We start from the raw sequence: 13965 nt of genomic DNA, 5'->3' as shown, positions 1-13965 counted from the left end.
AAAGGTGATCGATGAGTGATCTGGCAGGCAAGCGCGCCCTGGTGACGGGCGCATCGCGGGGCATCGGCGCGGGCATCGCCCGGGCGCTGGCGGAAAGAGGGGCGGACGTCGCCATCACCTACGAGCGTTCGGCGGACAAGGCGGCGCAGGTGGTCAAGGAGATCGAGGCCCACGGCCGGCGCGGCTTCGCCATCCAGGCCGACAGCGCCGATCCGGCGGCCGTGAAGCGCTCGGTCGAAGAGGCCGTCCAGGCGTTGGGCGGGCTGGACATCCTGGTCAACAACGCCGGCATCGCGCCGGGCGGCGGCGTGGCCGACATCGCCTTGGCCGACATCGACGCGCTGCTGAACGTCAATGTCCGCGCGCCGGTGTTGGCCGCCCAGGCCGCCATCCCGCACCTGAAGGCCGGCGGCCGGATCATCTCGATCGGCTCGTGCCTGGCCGAGCGCGTGCCGTTCGTCGGCCCGACGGTCTATTCGATGACCAAGTCGGCGCTGCTGGCCTTCACGCGGGGCCTGGCCCGTGAGCTCGGATCAAAGGACATCACCGTCAACCTGGTGCAGCCGGGCCCGATCGACACCGACATGAACCCGGCCGACGGTGAGCACTCCGAGGGCATCCGCGTGCACACCGCGCTGGGCCGCTATGGCGAGGCCGCCGACATCGCTCATGCGGTGGCGTTCCTGGCCAGCCCAGGGGCCAAGTACATGACCGGCTCCATCGTCACGGTGGACGGCGGTATCAACGCGTGAGGCGAGACGCGGCGTCGCTACAGGAACAGCGACGCCGCGTTGCCGATATTGTGCATGACGATTGGCAGCAGGATGCTCCCCGTCCGTAGTCGCACCCAGACCCCGATCAGCGACGGGCCGGCGGTCAGGGCGAAATAGAGCGGATCGAACGTGACCTGCCCGTGCGTGACGCCGAAGGCGTGGCACAGGCCGAACAGGGCGCAGGACAGCGCCGCGCCCCAACCCCAGTCGACGCCCAGGAACCGGACCCGGCCGGTGAAGGCGCGGTCCAGGACCAGCAGCAGGACGCCGCGATAGAAGGCCTCCTCCTCCAGGCCCGGCATGGAGAGCTGGAAGGCCATGGTCTCGGCGGTGGCGGGGTCGTTGGGGAAGGCCAGAGCCAGGCCGACGAACAGCAGGCAGTAGAGCCCGGCGACGATCAGCGGGGCCTTTAGGTCGTTCTGGCGCAGGGTCAGGCCGCTGCGGGTCCAGCCGATCGCGGGCAGGGACGCGACGGCCAGGGTGGCCAGCAGGGCCAGGATCTTGCCCTCCCAGTTCCACTGGCCGGGAATCAGGTCGGGCAGGCGGCCGTAGAGCCGGGTCAGCAGCAGGTCGTTCAGCAGAACGAACCCGGCGGCGGCCAGCAGCCAGCGCGGCGAGACGCCCTTGCCCAGAAATCCGATCACCCCGCCCGCCGCTAGCAGCATCGCCAGCACCAGGCCGATCCCCAACAGTCCGTCCATGAAACCCCTCCGAAGTTGATGAGGGGCGTTTACGGCAGACGGTTCAGCCGGGCTCCTCAGAAGGCGGCGGATCGTTCCTCAGAACCCGGAAGGCGCTTGGGGGCTGGCCTTCGACGGCCTGGAACGCGCGGTTGAACGAGGCGAGGGACGCAAAGCCACTGTCCAGCGCGATGGTGATCAGCTTGTCGCCGGCATGGGCGGGATCGGCCAGGCGCCGGCGGGCCTCGGCGACGCGATGGGCGTTGAGGAAGGCGCGGAAGTGGTCGTGGCCCAGGCGGTGGTTGATGAACGCCCGCACCGTCTTCTCTGGCGCGCCCATGCGACGGGCGAAGTCGGCGAAGGTCAGGTCGGGCTCCAGCGGTGCGCGCTCGATCTCGACCAGCACCCGCAGCCGCTCGGCCAGCCGCGCCTCGTCGCCGGCGGCGGGCAGGGCGGCCGGGGCCAGCGCGGCGCGCGGCGGCGAGACCGGCAGCAGCCGCAGGGCCAGCCAGGCGGTGAACGCCAGGAACACGGCGTTCTGGGCGATCGTGAAGGCCGGCGGCCCCCACTCCAGACCCATGACCATGTCCACGAGAAAGTCGGCCATAAGCTGTCCGGCCAGCAGCACGACGACCAGCACCCGGTCCCGCCGGCTCTCCTCCACGAGATCGCCCGCGCGGTCGCGGACCAACCGCCAGGCCAGGTAGCCGATCATCGACAGGCCCAGCGCGATCAGCAGCCAGGACAGACCCTTGCCCTCGACCGCGGGGCCAAGCAGCCCACGATCGGCGCTGGCGATCGCGATCCAGGCCATACCCGCCGCCAGCACCCCGCCGCGCGGCCGGAAGGTCTCGTCGAACGACGCCAGGCAGAACCACCACATGTAGACGGCGGCATAGCCGGCGATCAGCGCCGCGACGGACCCCAGCGGTCCGCCCAGCCGCAGCGCCGGGTCCGGCGTGTTCCCGGCCAGGAACCCCGCCAGGCACACGGCCATCGGCGCGAAATACACCGCCAGCCGCCGCGTGCGCGGCTCACGCCCCAGCAGCGCCGCCAGGAACAGCAGCAGGGTCGCCCCGGCGACGCGGACGACGACGTCCAGCTGGTCCATATCGCTCCGTTCTCAACTGGGTGACTTCTTCTCCCCGGAGAAGAAGCCCCCTTACATCTCACGGCGAGACGATCGCAGGGCTGATCAGGTCACTCAAGGACGACGCTCCGCGTCGCCGCGGCGCGGCCGCTCGTAGAGCGGTCCTTGACTGACCTGATCAGCCCTGCACGCTGCAGCCTCCAAGAGATTTAAGGATCGCACCGACCTGCGGGAGGTCGGGTGGCGACCCCTGAAACCCCTCTCTCATAGAGAGAGGGTTTCAGGAAGGCTGCTGCCCTAGCCGCTCCCAGCCCTCGAAGAACGGGAAGCGCTTGCTCCAAAACTCGGTCAAGCGCGGATCAGCGTCCACCCGCCGCACCACCTCCGCCATCCTCGGCGCCGCCTCGTAGAACCGCACCCGCCGGGGCCCCCAGCGGCTGACCACCGTGACGTAGAGGTCCAGCACCGTCAGCGCGTCGCCCAGCAGGTACCGCCCCGGCGTGATCTGGCTCTCCATTATCGCCCAGCAGTCGAGGATGCGCTCGGCGGTGGCGGCTTTGATCCGCGCGCCGACGTCCGGGTCATCCCCGCCCAGCCGTGACGGATCATCCCGCACCCAGAACAGCGAATAGATCGACGCCGGGATGAAGGTCATCCAGCGCAGGAACTGGGCCCGCGTCGGGTCGCCGATCGCCGGGCCGAGCCTGGCCTCGGGATAGCGATCCGCCAGCCAGATCAGGATCGCCGCGCTCTCGGTGATGGTCTCGCCATCGGGGGTGACCAGGGCCGGAATCTGCTTCAGCGGGTTGACGGCGGCGACCTTGGCCTGCTCGGCGGTGCCTTCCCAGGTCGGGGCCTCGACGATCTCGTAGGGCAGGCCGATCAAGGACATAGCGGCCTCCACAGGCACGCCGCCGGAGCCCAAGGCGCTGAAAATCCGGTAGGTTTCCATGGTCAAGCTCCGTGACTTATCCACACGCCGCTCACAACATCTTGTGTGACTGCGACATCAGAACCACTAGATGAACGAGTGGGCTTTGGTAGGGTGGGACTATCTTATCGTCCCTCCACGATTCTAGCCTCCCAGGGTTCGCCATGTCCGCTTCCTCGCTCATCCTGCCCGGCCTGATGACCCCCTCGGGCGGCTACAAGCCGTTCCGCTATCCGTGGGCCTACGACTTCTGGAAGAAGCAGCAGCAGGTCCACTGGATGCCGGAAGAGGTGCCGCTGGGCGAGGACCTCAAGGACTGGGCCGTCAAGCTGAACGACAAGGAACGGAACCTGCTGACGCAGATCTTCCGCTTCTTCACGCAGTCCGACGTCGAGGTGCAGGACAACTACATGGAGCGCTACGGTCGGGTGTTCAAACCGACCGAAGTGAAGATGATGCTGGCCTCGTTCGCGAACATGGAGACGATCCATATCGCGGCCTACGCCCTGCTCCTCGAGACCATCGGCATGCCCGAGACCGAGTTCTCGGCGTTCATGGAATACGAGGCCATGAAGGCCAAGCACGACTACATGCAGACGTTCGGCGTCGACTCGAACGCCGACATCTGCCGCACCCTGGCGATGTTCGGCGGCTTTACCGAGGGCCTGCAGCTGTTCGCCTCGTTCGCGATGCTGATGAACTTCCCGCGCTTCAACAAGATGAAGGGCATGGGCCAGATCGTCTCGTGGTCGATCCGCGACGAGAGCCTGCACTGCGACGGCATCATCAAGCTGTACCATGCGTTCAACAAGGAAACGAACGCGGTGACCAAGTCGGTGGCCGACGACATCATCGACTGCTGCAAGACCGTGGTCGGGATGGAGGACAACTTCATCGACCTGGCCTTCGAGGCCGGCGACATCCAGGGCATGACCCCCGACGACATCAAGGCCTATATCCGCTTCATCGCCGACTGGCGCCTGCGCCAGCTGCAGCTGCCGGAAGTGTACGGCGTGAAGGAAAACCCGCTGCCTTGGCTGCAGTCGCTGCTGTCGGGCGTCGAGCACGCCAACTTCTTCGAGGCCCGCGCGACCGAATACTCGAAGGCCGCGACCAAGGGTCAATGGCACGGTTCGGACGGCGTCTGGACCAGCTTCGACGAGATGATGAAGAAGCGCACGGACCTGACGCCGGCGCAGTGATCGCTTCAAGAGGGGCGTAGGAGCAGGGCGGGATTCGGGAGCCGGGTCCCGCCCTTCTTCGTTTCAGGTCTTCCGCATGGAGGCGCGCGATGACCGACAAGAGCTTCAAGGCCGGCGACAAGGTCGCCTGGGACCACAGCCAGGGGACGACGCAAGGCCACGTGGTCCGCAAGCAGACGACGCCGACCAAGATCAAGGGCCACAAGGTCGCGGCGTCCAAGGATCATCCGGAATACATCGTCGAAAGCGACAAGACCGGCGCGCGGGCGGCGCATAGGCCGGAGGAGCTGCGGAAGCGGTAGAAGTCGTCGCGCTGGCGGTCTAGGACGGGCGCGATTTCAGTCGGAGTGCTCCCCATGACCACCATCGCCCTGATCGGACCCGGCGCCATCGGCGGAACCTTGGCGACGTGGCTGGGGCAGCGGCAGGACCTGGAGCTGACGGTCTGTGTGCGGACACCGGTCGAGCGGTTGGTGCTGGAAACGCCGGACGGCGAGGTGACCGCCACGCCGCGCTTAGCGACGTCGCCCGAGGGGCTGTCGCCGGTCGACTGGGTGCTGGTGGCGACCAAGGCCTATGACGACGTGGCCGCCGCGTCGTGGCTGAAGGCGCTGGTCGGGCCGAGCACGCGGGTGGCGGTGATCCGCAACGGCGTCGAGCATCGCGAAGCCTTCGCCGGGCGCGTAGCCGACGAGAACCTCGTGCCTGTCATCGTCGACTTCCCGGCCGAGCGGCCGGCGGCGGGGCACTTCCGCCAGCGGCGCTATGGCTGGATCCGGGTCGAGGAAGGCGCGGCCGGCGAGGCGTTCGCGGCCCTGTTCGCCCATACGCCGATCGACGTGGCGACGACGGACGACTTCGTCTCGGTGGCCTGGCGCAAGCTGGCCCTGAACGCGGCCGGGGCGGTCAACGCCATCACCCTGAAGCCCTCGGGCGTGGCCCATGATCCAGGCGCGGCGAGCGTGATGAAGGCGCTGGTCGCCGAGTGCGTGGCGGTGGGCCGGGCGCAGGGCGCGACCCTGTCCGATGATCTGGGCGACCAGGTCGTCGACGGCTACCGCCAGGGTCCGCCGGACCTGGTCAATTCGCTGATGGCCGATCGCCAGGCGGGCCGGCCGATGGAGCTGGACGCCCGCAACGGCGTCATCGTCCGCCGGGGCGCGGCGCGGGGGATCCCCACGCCGGCCAACAGCATGATCGTGGCCCTGCTGAACGCGGCCGCCAGCTAGTTACGGCTGGTACTTCTTCGGGATCGCCTTGATCTCTTCCGGGGTCAGCTTGGTGATGGTCTTGGCGCGGATCGGGATGGCCATGCCCAGGCCGTCGCCGACGCGCAGGTCCAGGTCCAGCGGACCGCAGACGCTGTCGGGGCCGCGCACGATCGAGACGAGATGCGTGCCGGGCCACGTCAGCTGGTTCGAGCCGAAGGCCAGATCGACGCGATAGACGTCGCGGCCCCGGACCTTCATGTACAGCGTGTCCTTGTTCGGCGCGGTCCAGCCACGCCAGTCGGACAGATAGAAGCACTGGCGGGCGGGCTTGGCGGCCTTGGCGGGGGCGGTGTCGCCCTGCGCCGCCGAAGCGGCCGAGGCGGCCATGCCCAGAAGGGCGATCCCGATCAGCGCCGAGCGCGCAATGATCCTGCTCATGACGTACGTCCTAAAAAGCCCCTCGTTACAGGAGATTGGACCTCGCCCGGGGCTTGTCAAGTTTTTACTGTACATTTGAAACTGTACACGAAAAAGCCCGCCGCTCCTGGGAGCGACGGGCTTTCGTGGAAGCCTTGTCGGCTAAGGGGTTAGGCCCCTTAGGAAGCTATAGGAGCGGGCTCGCCCTCGACCTCGGGATCGTCCAGCTCGCCTTCCCACTTGGCGACCACGGCGGCGGCGACGCTGTTGCCGACGACGTTGGTGGCCGAGCGGCCCATGTCCAGCAGGTGGTCGACGCCCAGGACGATGGCGATCCAGGCTTCCGGCAGGCCGAAATAGGTCAGGGTGGCCATGATCACCACCAGCGAGGCGCGCGGCACGCCGGCGATGCCCTTGGAGGTCACCATCAGCAGCAGCAGCATGAAGACCTGCTGCTGGACCGTCAGGTGCACGCCGTGCGCCTGGGTGATGAACATGGTGGCGAAGGTGCAATACAGCATCGAGCCGTCGAGATTGAACGAATAGCCCAGCGGCAAGACGAACGAGACGATGCGGCGACGCACGCCGAGCTTCGGCAGGGCGTCCAGGATGCGCGGATAGGCGGCTTCCGAGCTGGCCGTCGAGAAGGCCAGCAGGGCCGGGTCGCGGATCGCGCCGAACAGCGGGAAGACCCGCTTGCCCAGGGCGACGAAGCCGGCCAGGAACAGCACGCCCCACAGCACGCCCATGGTGGCGTAGAAGCCCAGCACGAACTTGCCGTAGACGGCCAGCATCGACACGCCCTGGGTGGCGATGGTCGAGGCCAGGGCCGCGAAGATGGCCAGCGGGGCCAGCGTCATGACGAAGTTGGTGACCTTCAGCATGACCTGCGAGGCCTGCTCGGCCAGTTCCAGGACCTGCGGGGCCTTGTTGTCCAGCGAGGCGACGGCGGTGCCGACGAACAGGGCGAAGACGACGATCTGCAGGATCTCGTTCTTGGCCAGGGCGTCGAACACCGAGGTCGGGAAGAGGTGGGTCAGGAAGCCCTTCAGCGTGAATGCCGAGGTCGAGGCGGCCGGGGTCTGCTCGGCCGCGGTCGTGGCCAGGTGCAGGCCCGCGCCCGGCTGGATCAGATGGACCATGAAGAGGCCGATCAGCAGCGACACGGCCGAGGCGCAGAGGAACCAGCCCAGGGTCTTGGCGCCGATCCGGCCGACGGCGGCGGCGTCTTCCATGTGGGCCACGCCGGCGATCAGGGTGGTCAGCACCAGCGGCGCGATGATCATCTTGATCAGGCGCAGGAAGATGTCGGTGATCAGCGACAGGTTCTCGGCCGCCGACTTGGCGCCGGCGGCGTCCATCGTCTGGTTGATGGCCCAGCCGACCGCGACGCCCAGCACCATGGCCGCGACGATGAAAATGGCGAAGCGTTTGTTCATGAATCCCCCTGGCGCCCCCCACCAAGGTCATTGGCGGGCGTCGACGGCATGTTCTGGTTTCCGAAAGGAACGACGTGCGAGAACGCCCGCGCCGCCATTCGCTCCTTCCTTGAGCATTTCAGCCCTTGTGGCCGACCTGTGCGAGTTCGTCCATGCCCTTGAGGTGGTCCGGTCAGGCTTCCGGCGCGCCACGCCGAAGATACGGGCTCATCCTGTAGACGGACGCCCGCGCGGCTTCCTCACCTGCGGTCCCATCTTCGCTAAGTAATAAATCATTCCCATTCGGTGGGGCGCCCGTCTCGCCAACGTCGCAAAACGTCGCTATAAGGACCCATGTCAAACCAAGAAAAAGCAATCGCCGTCGTCGAACGGCTCAATGACGAATACGAACGCGCCGTCGACGCTCTCCGGACCGCCCTGCGCGCCTATCTCGAAAATGGAACCCGCCCCGACCCGCAGACGCGGTTCGACGGCTCGTTCGCCTATCCCGAGCTGCGGCTGACCTACGATCCCGAGGCCCTGCCGCCCAAGCTGGCCCGCTCGTACGCCCGCGTCAGCCGTCCCGGCGTCTATTCGACGACCGTGACCAAGCCGGCCCAGTTCAAGGATTACCTGGTCGAGCAGCTCAGCCTGCTGATGGACGACTTCGACGTCGAGATCGAGGTCGAGCGCTCGCGCCAGGAAATCCCCTATCCGTACGTGCTGGACGCCACCATCGACCTGAACCAGGCCGATGTGCGCTCAGAGGACATCGCCCGCTTCTTCCCGACCACGGATCTGGCCTTCATCGGCGACGAGATCGCTGACGGCGTCTGGAACCCGGCGCTGGAGGAAACCCGTCCGCTGTCGCTGTTCGACGGCCTGCGCACCGACTTCTCGCTGGCGCGCCTGAAGCACTACACCGGCACGCCGGCCGAGGACGTGCAGCAGTTCATCCTGTTCACGAACTACAACCGCTATGTCGACGAGTTCGTCCGCTGGAGCATCGAGCAGCTGCAGCAGCCCGATAGCCCCTACACGGCCCTGTCGTGCGCGGGCGGCCTGACCATCACCGCCAACACGGCCAATCCGGAACTGGCGGTGGCGGAGTCGACCTGGCGCAAGCACCAGATGCCCGCCTACCACCTGATGGCCCCGGGCGGCGCGGGTGTGACGCTGCTGAACATCGGCGTCGGCCCGTCCAACGCCAAGACCATCTGCGACCACCTGGCCGTGCTGCGTCCGCAAGCCTGGCTGATGATCGGCCACTGCGGCGGCCTGCGCGACACCCAGACCATCGGCGACTACGTCCTGGCCCACGCCTATCTGCGCGACGACCACGTGCTGGACGACGTGCTGCCGCCGGAAATCCCGGTGCCGTCGATCGCCGAGGTGCAACGCGCCCTCTACGACGCGGCCAAGGCGATCAGCGGCGACAGCGGCGACCAGCTGAAGAAGCGCCTGCGCACCGGCACCGTCGTCACCACCGACGACCGCAACTGGGAACTGCGCCACAGCCTCTCGGCCCTGCGCTTCAACCAGAGCCGGGCTGTGGCCATCGACATGGAATCGGCGACCATCTCGGCCCAGGGCTATCGCTTCCGGGTGCCGTACGGGACGCTGCTGTGCGTGTCGGACAAGCCCCTGCACGGCGAGATCAAGCTGCCGGGCCAGGCCAACGCCTTCTACGAGCGGGCGATCAGCCAGCATCTGCAGATCGGCATCCTGACCTGCAAGCTGCTGCACGCCGAAGGGCCTAACCTGCACTCGCGGAAGCTTCGGGCGTTTGATGAGCCGCCGTTCAGGTAGGGTCAGCAAATCTCCTCCCCCAGCGGGGGAGCAGATTCTAGAACCGCTCCACAATAATCGCCGGCACCATCCCGCCCGCCGCACACATCGTCACCAGCCCGCGCTTCAGGTCCCGACGCTCCAGCTCGTCCAGGATCGTGCCGATCAGGATCGAACCCGTCGCGCCGATCGGGTGGCCCAGGGCCATCGCGCCGCCGTTCACATTGACCTTGTCGCGGTCCAGCTTCAGGTCGCGGATGAACTTCTCGGCCACCACGGCGAAGGCTTCGTTGATTTCCCACAGGTCGATGTCGTCCGGCGTCAGCCCGGCCTTGGCCAGGGCCTTGCGCGCGGCCGGGACCGGGGCGTTCAGCATCAGGGTCGGGCTGTCGCCGACATTGGCCATGGCCAGCACACGGGCGCGGGGCTTGAGGCCATTCTTCCGCGCATAGTCCGGCGAGGCCAGCAGCACCGCCGCGGCCCCGTCCACCACGCCCGACGAGTTGCCGGCGTGGTGCATGTGGTCGATCTTCAGGTCCGGATAGACCTGCCGGATCAGGCCGGCATAGGTGTTGCCCGCCTCGTCGACCGGGATCTCGGCCAGGGCCGCGAACGAGGCCTTGAGGCCGGCCAGCCCTTCGGCGGTGGTCTGCGGACGCGGGAATTCCTCGTGCGCTAGGGCGACCGAGCCATCGTCGCGCAGCACCGGGATCAGGCTGCGATCGAAGTGGCCGCCCTTGATAGCCAGGTCCGCACGGCGCTGGCTCTCCAGGGCCAGGGCGTCGACATCGGCCCGGGTGATGCCTTCCAGCGTGGCGATGGCGTCGGCGCAGACGCCCTGGTGCGACTGCGGATGGCGGGCGCGCAGGCGCAGGTTGCCGCTGTCCAGCATCGGTGGCGAGGTCGGATTGGCCGTGGCCGAGGTGTAGGACATCATCTCGGTCCCGCCGGCGATCACCAGGTCCTCCATGCCGGACATGATGGTGGCCGCCGCCAGGTTCACCGTGGTGATGCCCGAGCCGCAGAAGCGGTCCAGGGTCACGCCGCTGGCCCGGGTGTCATAGCCGGCGTCCAGGGCGGCCATGCGGCCCAGGTCCCCGCCTTGCGACCCGCGCTGGCTGGAGGTGCCCCAGATGATGTCGTCGACCTCGGCGGTGTTCAGCGCGTTGCGCTCGGCCAGGGCTTTGAGGACCGTGGCGCCCAGGTGCTGGGGGTGGAAGTCGGCAAGGGCACCCTTGCCGACCTTGCCGATGCCGCGCGGCGTGCGGCAGGCGTCGATGATCCAGGCTTCGCCCATCGGTGTTCCTCCTCTTCGTTGAGAGGAGTGAACCGAGGGCGCCCCTGGGGCAGTCTAGCGTCTTTTACGCCTCTTCGGTCCAGGCCTTGATCAGCTGGTGGGCGATGGCCAGCGACGGCGGGCAGAACGCGCCTTCCAGCTCGCCCTTCAGCAGCTGAGCGGCCTCTTCCTTCGAGAACCAGCGGACCTCTTCCAGCTCGGTCTGGTCGGGGGCGGCGTCGCTGCTGTCGACCTCGGCGATCAGGCCCATCATCAGCGAGCCCGGCCACGGCCAGGGTTGGCTGGAGTGGTAGCGGACGGCGGTGGCGGTCAGGCCGGCCTCTTCCTTCAGCTCGCGGGCGCAGGCCTCCTCGATGGTCTCGCCGGGCTCCAGGAAGCCGGCCAGGGCCGAGAACATCCCGGCCGGCCATGCGGCCTGGCGGCCCAGCAGGCACTTGCCGTCATGGATGGCCAGCATGATCGCCACCGGGTCGGTGCGCGGGAAGTGCTCGGTGCCGCACGACGGGCAGATGCGCTTCCAGCCGCCGTCGGCGACGTTGGACGGCTGGCCGCAGGCGCTGCACCAGCGGTGGCGGCGGCGCCATTCGAACATCGACTTGGCGGTGGCCAGGATGCCGGCGTCGGCCGGCGGCAGGGTCGCGGCGGCGGCGCGCAGCTCCTCGAACCGACCCAGGCCCTGCAGCGGGCCCTCGGCCGGATCGGTGGCGGTGTCGATATCGACGGCGAAGACCGCGATGTCCTTCCACAGGCCCAGATACAGCAGCTTCTCGTTGCCGCCCGCCAGGTCCTGGGCCAGGTCGGCGCGCAGATAGGCGATCTGGACCCCGGTCGACTTGCCGTCGTCGTCCAGCAGGTCCTCGACCAGCGGCTTGCCGTTCCACAGCGCCACGGCCAGGGATTCGGCGTCGGCCAGCTTTTCGGCCAGCCAGGCTTCGTCCCCCCGGCGCTCGCTGTCGCGGTTCAGGGGGTTGCCGGCGAAGGTGTTGGTGATGATCGAGAGAGGCATGAGCGAACCTCTAGCGCGAGTACGAACGCTCGTCACGACGTCGCAGATGCGTCATGCGGCTTGCATCCGTCGCGATGAGTCGCGATATAGGCCTCGGAGATCGGCGCGGACGGAAGCCTCGCCAACCTGGTCAGGGCCGAGAGGCAGCAGCCACAACGAGATCACCTCTGGGTCGCTGTCCGGTCTCCACCTTCCCTAAAATCTGTCAGCAGATGGTCGGTCCGCTCGGGCCGGGCCTTTTGCTGCGCCCTTCGCACCACTACACTCAGCGCCATGGCCGACCTCGACGACCTCTCGCCTGATTCCGCGCCGCCTTGGGACGAAGCGCCCGCAGAGCGGGACGAGAACACCGCCGACATCTTCGGCGATGCGCCCGCGCCTGCGCCCGCGCCGGTCGTGGAAGGGCGTCCCGTCGTCGAGTCCCCGCCCGAGAACGAGAAGGGCGACGCCTATACGGTGCTGGCGCGGAAATACCGCCCGCGCACCTTCGAGGACCTGATCGGCCAGGAGGCCATGGTCCGCACCCTGGCCAACGCCTTCTCCACGGGCCGTATCGCCCACGCCTTCATGCTCACGGGCGTGCGGGGCGTCGGCAAGACCACGACCGCGCGCCTCTTGGCCCGCGCCCTGAACTACGAGACCGACACCGTCAAAGGCCCGTCCGTCGACCTGACCACCGAGGGCTACCACTGCCGCGCCATCATCGAGGGCCGGCACATGGACGTGCTGGAACTCGACGCCGCCTCGCGCACCAAGGTCGACGAGATGCGCGAGCTCTTGGACGGGGTGCGCTACGCCCCGGTCGAGGCGCGCTATAAAGTCTACATCATCGACGAAGTGCACATGCTGTCGACGGCGGCGTTCAACGCCCTGCTGAAGACGCTGGAAGAGCCGCCGCCGCACGCCAAGTTCATCTTCGCCACCACCGAGATCCGAAAAGTTCCGGTGACGATCCTGTCGCGCACCCAGCGCTTCGACCTGCGCCGGGTCGAGCCGGACGTGCTGGTCAAGCACTTCGACAAGATCTCGGCCAAGGAAGGCGCGCGGATCGAGATGGACGCCCTGGCCCTGATCGCCCGCGCGGCGGAAGGCTCGGTGCGTGACGGCCTCTCCTTGCTGGACCAGGCCATCGTCCAGACCGATCGCGGGGCCACGGTCACCGCCACGGTCGTGCGCGACATGCTGGGCCTGGCCGATCGCGGTCAGACCATTGCCCTCTTCGAAAACGTCATGGCCGGCAAGACCAAGGACGCGCTCGAGGGCTTCCGCGCCCTCTGGGGCTTCGGGGCCGATCCGGCGGTGGTGATGCTGGACGTGCTGGACCACTGCCACGGCTCGGCGGTGTCCAAGGCCTTGGGTCCGGACGCCCTGTCGATGCCCAAGGAGCAGGCCGCGCGCCTGGCCGCCATCGGGGCCCACACCTCGGCCGGCACGCTGTCGCGCCTGTGGCAGATGCTGCTGAAGGCCCATGAGGAAGTGCGCCGCGCGCCCGACGCCATGGCGGCCGCTGAAATGGCCCTGATCCGCCTGTGCTACGCCGCCGACCTGCCGGGTCCGGAAGAGGCGCTGAAGGCCCTGCGCGACGGTTCGCCGATCGGCGGCGGCGGTCCTGGCGGCGGCGTCGCCATGGGCGGCGGCTCGGCCGGCGGCGCGGTCTCGGCCGCCCACGCGCCGATGACCATGGCCGCGCCCGGCCAGCAGGCCATGCCGGTCGTGGCCTCGTTCGAGGACGTCATGGCCCTGATCGCCGCCAAGCGCGACATCGGCCTGCGGCTGGACGTCGAGCAGTATGTCCGTCCGATCAATTTCCGGGCCGGGGCCATCACCTTCGAGGCCGCCCCCGGCGCGCCTGGCAACCTGGCCGGCCGCCTGGTCCGCTTCCTGAAGGAGCACACCGGCCAGCCCTGGCTGGTCGCGGCCGAGGGCGGCGGCGGGGCCGAGAGCCTGATGGAGCGCCAGAAGCGCGAGGAGCGCGAGGCGCTGGCCGAGATCAAGAAGGACCCCTTCGTCGCCTCGGTGCTGTCGGCCTTCCCCGGCGCCGAGATCGTCGAGATCCGCAAGCTCCTCACCCCGGAGGCCCCGCCTCTGGAGCCGGACGAGGAAGAGGGATAACTCCCTTCCCCTTTGATGGGGGAAGGGTTGGGGATGGGGG

The 13965-nt window shown here is 68.2% G+C and carries 13 protein-coding genes and 1 other RNA gene; 7 read left to right on the top strand and 7 right to left on the bottom strand.

What is annotated here, in order from left to right; translation table 11 throughout:
- Positions 1–11 precede the first annotated feature (11 nt).
- Positions 12–752, top strand: a complete 741-nt coding sequence (locus AC07YH_RS17920; RefSeq protein WP_494619127.1) for an SDR family NAD(P)-dependent oxidoreductase — start codon at positions 12–14, stop codon at positions 750–752.
- A 17-nt stretch (positions 753–769) separates the two neighbouring features.
- Here AC07YH_RS17920 and AC07YH_RS17915 read toward each other — a convergent pair whose 3' ends face one another.
- The 3 genes from AC07YH_RS17915 to AC07YH_RS17905 all read right to left on the bottom strand — a co-directional run bounded on the left by AC07YH_RS17915 (position 770) and on the right by AC07YH_RS17905 (position 3495).
- On the bottom strand, positions 770–1474 hold the full coding sequence (locus AC07YH_RS17915) for a CPBP family intramembrane glutamic endopeptidase, BDIM_20840 family (RefSeq protein WP_494748314.1): 705 nt from the start codon (positions 1472–1474) through the stop codon (positions 770–772).
- Between the two features lie 43 nt (positions 1475–1517).
- Positions 1518–2564, bottom strand: coding sequence for a helix-turn-helix domain-containing protein (locus AC07YH_RS17910; RefSeq protein ID WP_494748313.1), 1047 nt, complete (start codon positions 2562–2564; stop codon positions 1518–1520).
- 259 nt (positions 2565–2823) lie between these two features.
- Positions 2824–3495 (bottom strand): glutathione S-transferase family protein, encoded by a 672-nt coding sequence (locus tag AC07YH_RS17905; protein ID WP_494748312.1) that lies wholly within the window; start codon positions 3493–3495, stop codon positions 2824–2826.
- A gap of 143 nt (positions 3496–3638) precedes the next feature.
- Here AC07YH_RS17905 and AC07YH_RS17900 point away from each other — a divergent pair, with 143 nt between their 5' ends.
- The 3 genes from AC07YH_RS17900 (at position 3639) to AC07YH_RS17890 (ending at position 5905) form a co-directional block, all read left to right on the top strand.
- Positions 3639–4676, top strand: coding sequence for a ribonucleotide-diphosphate reductase subunit beta (locus tag AC07YH_RS17900; RefSeq protein WP_494748311.1), 1038 nt, complete (start codon positions 3639–3641; stop codon positions 4674–4676).
- Between the two features lie 89 nt (positions 4677–4765).
- Entirely contained in the window at positions 4766–4978 is a 213-nt protein-coding gene (locus tag AC07YH_RS17895; RefSeq protein WP_494748310.1) for a hypervirulence associated TUDOR domain-containing protein, read from the top strand.
- A 54-nt stretch (positions 4979–5032) separates the two neighbouring features.
- Positions 5033–5905 carry a 2-dehydropantoate 2-reductase gene (locus AC07YH_RS17890; protein ID WP_494748309.1) on the top strand — a complete coding sequence of 291 codons (873 nt, stop codon included), beginning with the start codon at positions 5033–5035 and terminating at the stop codon, positions 5903–5905.
- Here the strand turns inward: AC07YH_RS17890 and AC07YH_RS17885 are convergent, their stop codons facing one another.
- The gene (locus tag AC07YH_RS17885; protein ID WP_494748308.1) at positions 5906–6325 is read right to left on the bottom strand and encodes a DUF6491 family protein; all 420 of its coding nucleotides are present in this window, start codon (positions 6323–6325) and stop codon (positions 5906–5908) included.
- 158 nt (positions 6326–6483) lie between these two features.
- Positions 6484–7743 (bottom strand): dicarboxylate/amino acid:cation symporter, encoded by a 1260-nt coding sequence (locus tag AC07YH_RS17880; RefSeq protein WP_494748307.1) that lies wholly within the window; start codon positions 7741–7743, stop codon positions 6484–6486.
- A gap of 333 nt (positions 7744–8076) precedes the next feature.
- Here AC07YH_RS17880 and AC07YH_RS17875 point away from each other — a divergent pair, with 333 nt between their 5' ends.
- Positions 8077–9531 (top strand): AMP nucleosidase, encoded by a 1455-nt coding sequence (locus AC07YH_RS17875; RefSeq protein ID WP_494748306.1) that lies wholly within the window; start codon positions 8077–8079, stop codon positions 9529–9531.
- Positions 9532–9568: 37 nt separating this feature from the next.
- On the opposite strand, the gene AC07YH_RS17870 is transcribed toward AC07YH_RS17875, so the two are convergent.
- Together AC07YH_RS17870 and nudC are read right to left on the bottom strand one after the other, a co-directional pair.
- Entirely contained in the window at positions 9569–10807 is a 1239-nt protein-coding gene (locus AC07YH_RS17870; RefSeq protein ID WP_494748305.1) for an acetyl-CoA C-acetyltransferase, read from the bottom strand.
- Positions 10808–10871: 64 nt separating this feature from the next.
- Positions 10872–11813 (bottom strand): NAD(+) diphosphatase, encoded by a 942-nt coding sequence (nudC, locus tag AC07YH_RS17865; RefSeq protein ID WP_494748304.1) that lies wholly within the window; start codon positions 11811–11813, stop codon positions 10872–10874.
- 94 nt (positions 11814–11907) lie between these two features.
- Between nudC and ffs the strand changes: the two genes are divergently transcribed.
- Both ffs and AC07YH_RS17855 read left to right on the top strand, forming a co-directional pair.
- Positions 11908–12005: signal recognition particle sRNA small type (gene ffs, locus AC07YH_RS17860), an RNA gene on the top strand.
- An 81-nt stretch (positions 12006–12086) separates the two neighbouring features.
- Positions 12087–13925 (top strand): DNA polymerase III subunit gamma/tau, encoded by a 1839-nt coding sequence (locus AC07YH_RS17855; RefSeq protein ID WP_494748303.1) that lies wholly within the window; start codon positions 12087–12089, stop codon positions 13923–13925.
- Positions 13926–13965: the final 40 nt, after the last annotated feature.

This window comes from Caulobacter sp. GW456-12-1-14-TSB4 (assembly GCF_059424195.1).
The sequence above is the reverse complement of the archived record's forward strand: the minus strand, read 5'-3'. Positions and strand labels throughout refer to the sequence as shown.

What these genes read in the sequence shown, in the direction of transcription:
- AC07YH_RS17920 (WP_494619127.1), top strand. Translation starts at nt 12, where the DNA reads ATGAGTGATCTGGCAGGCAAGCGCGCCCTGGTGACGGGCGCATCGCGG.
- AC07YH_RS17915 (WP_494748314.1), bottom strand. Translation starts at nt 1,474, where the DNA reads ATGGACGGACTGTTGGGGATCGGCCTGGTGCTGGCGATGCTGCTAGCG.
- AC07YH_RS17910 (WP_494748313.1), bottom strand. Translation starts at nt 2,564, where the DNA reads ATGGACCAGCTGGACGTCGTCGTCCGCGTCGCCGGGGCGACCCTGCTG.
- AC07YH_RS17905 (WP_494748312.1), bottom strand. Translation starts at nt 3,495, where the DNA reads ATGGAAACCTACCGGATTTTCAGCGCCTTGGGCTCCGGCGGCGTGCCT.
- AC07YH_RS17900 (WP_494748311.1), top strand. Translation starts at nt 3,639, where the DNA reads ATGTCCGCTTCCTCGCTCATCCTGCCCGGCCTGATGACCCCCTCGGGC.
- AC07YH_RS17895 (WP_494748310.1), top strand. Translation starts at nt 4,766, where the DNA reads ATGACCGACAAGAGCTTCAAGGCCGGCGACAAGGTCGCCTGGGACCAC.
- AC07YH_RS17890 (WP_494748309.1), top strand. Translation starts at nt 5,033, where the DNA reads ATGACCACCATCGCCCTGATCGGACCCGGCGCCATCGGCGGAACCTTG.
- AC07YH_RS17885 (WP_494748308.1), bottom strand. Translation starts at nt 6,325, where the DNA reads ATGAGCAGGATCATTGCGCGCTCGGCGCTGATCGGGATCGCCCTTCTG.
- AC07YH_RS17880 (WP_494748307.1), bottom strand. Translation starts at nt 7,743, where the DNA reads ATGAACAAACGCTTCGCCATTTTCATCGTCGCGGCCATGGTGCTGGGC.
- AC07YH_RS17875 (WP_494748306.1), top strand. Translation starts at nt 8,077, where the DNA reads ATGTCAAACCAAGAAAAAGCAATCGCCGTCGTCGAACGGCTCAATGAC.
- AC07YH_RS17870 (WP_494748305.1), bottom strand. Translation starts at nt 10,807, where the DNA reads ATGGGCGAAGCCTGGATCATCGACGCCTGCCGCACGCCGCGCGGCATC.
- nudC (WP_494748304.1), bottom strand. Translation starts at nt 11,813, where the DNA reads ATGCCTCTCTCGATCATCACCAACACCTTCGCCGGCAACCCCCTGAAC.
- AC07YH_RS17855 (WP_494748303.1), top strand. Translation starts at nt 12,087, where the DNA reads ATGGCCGACCTCGACGACCTCTCGCCTGATTCCGCGCCGCCTTGGGAC.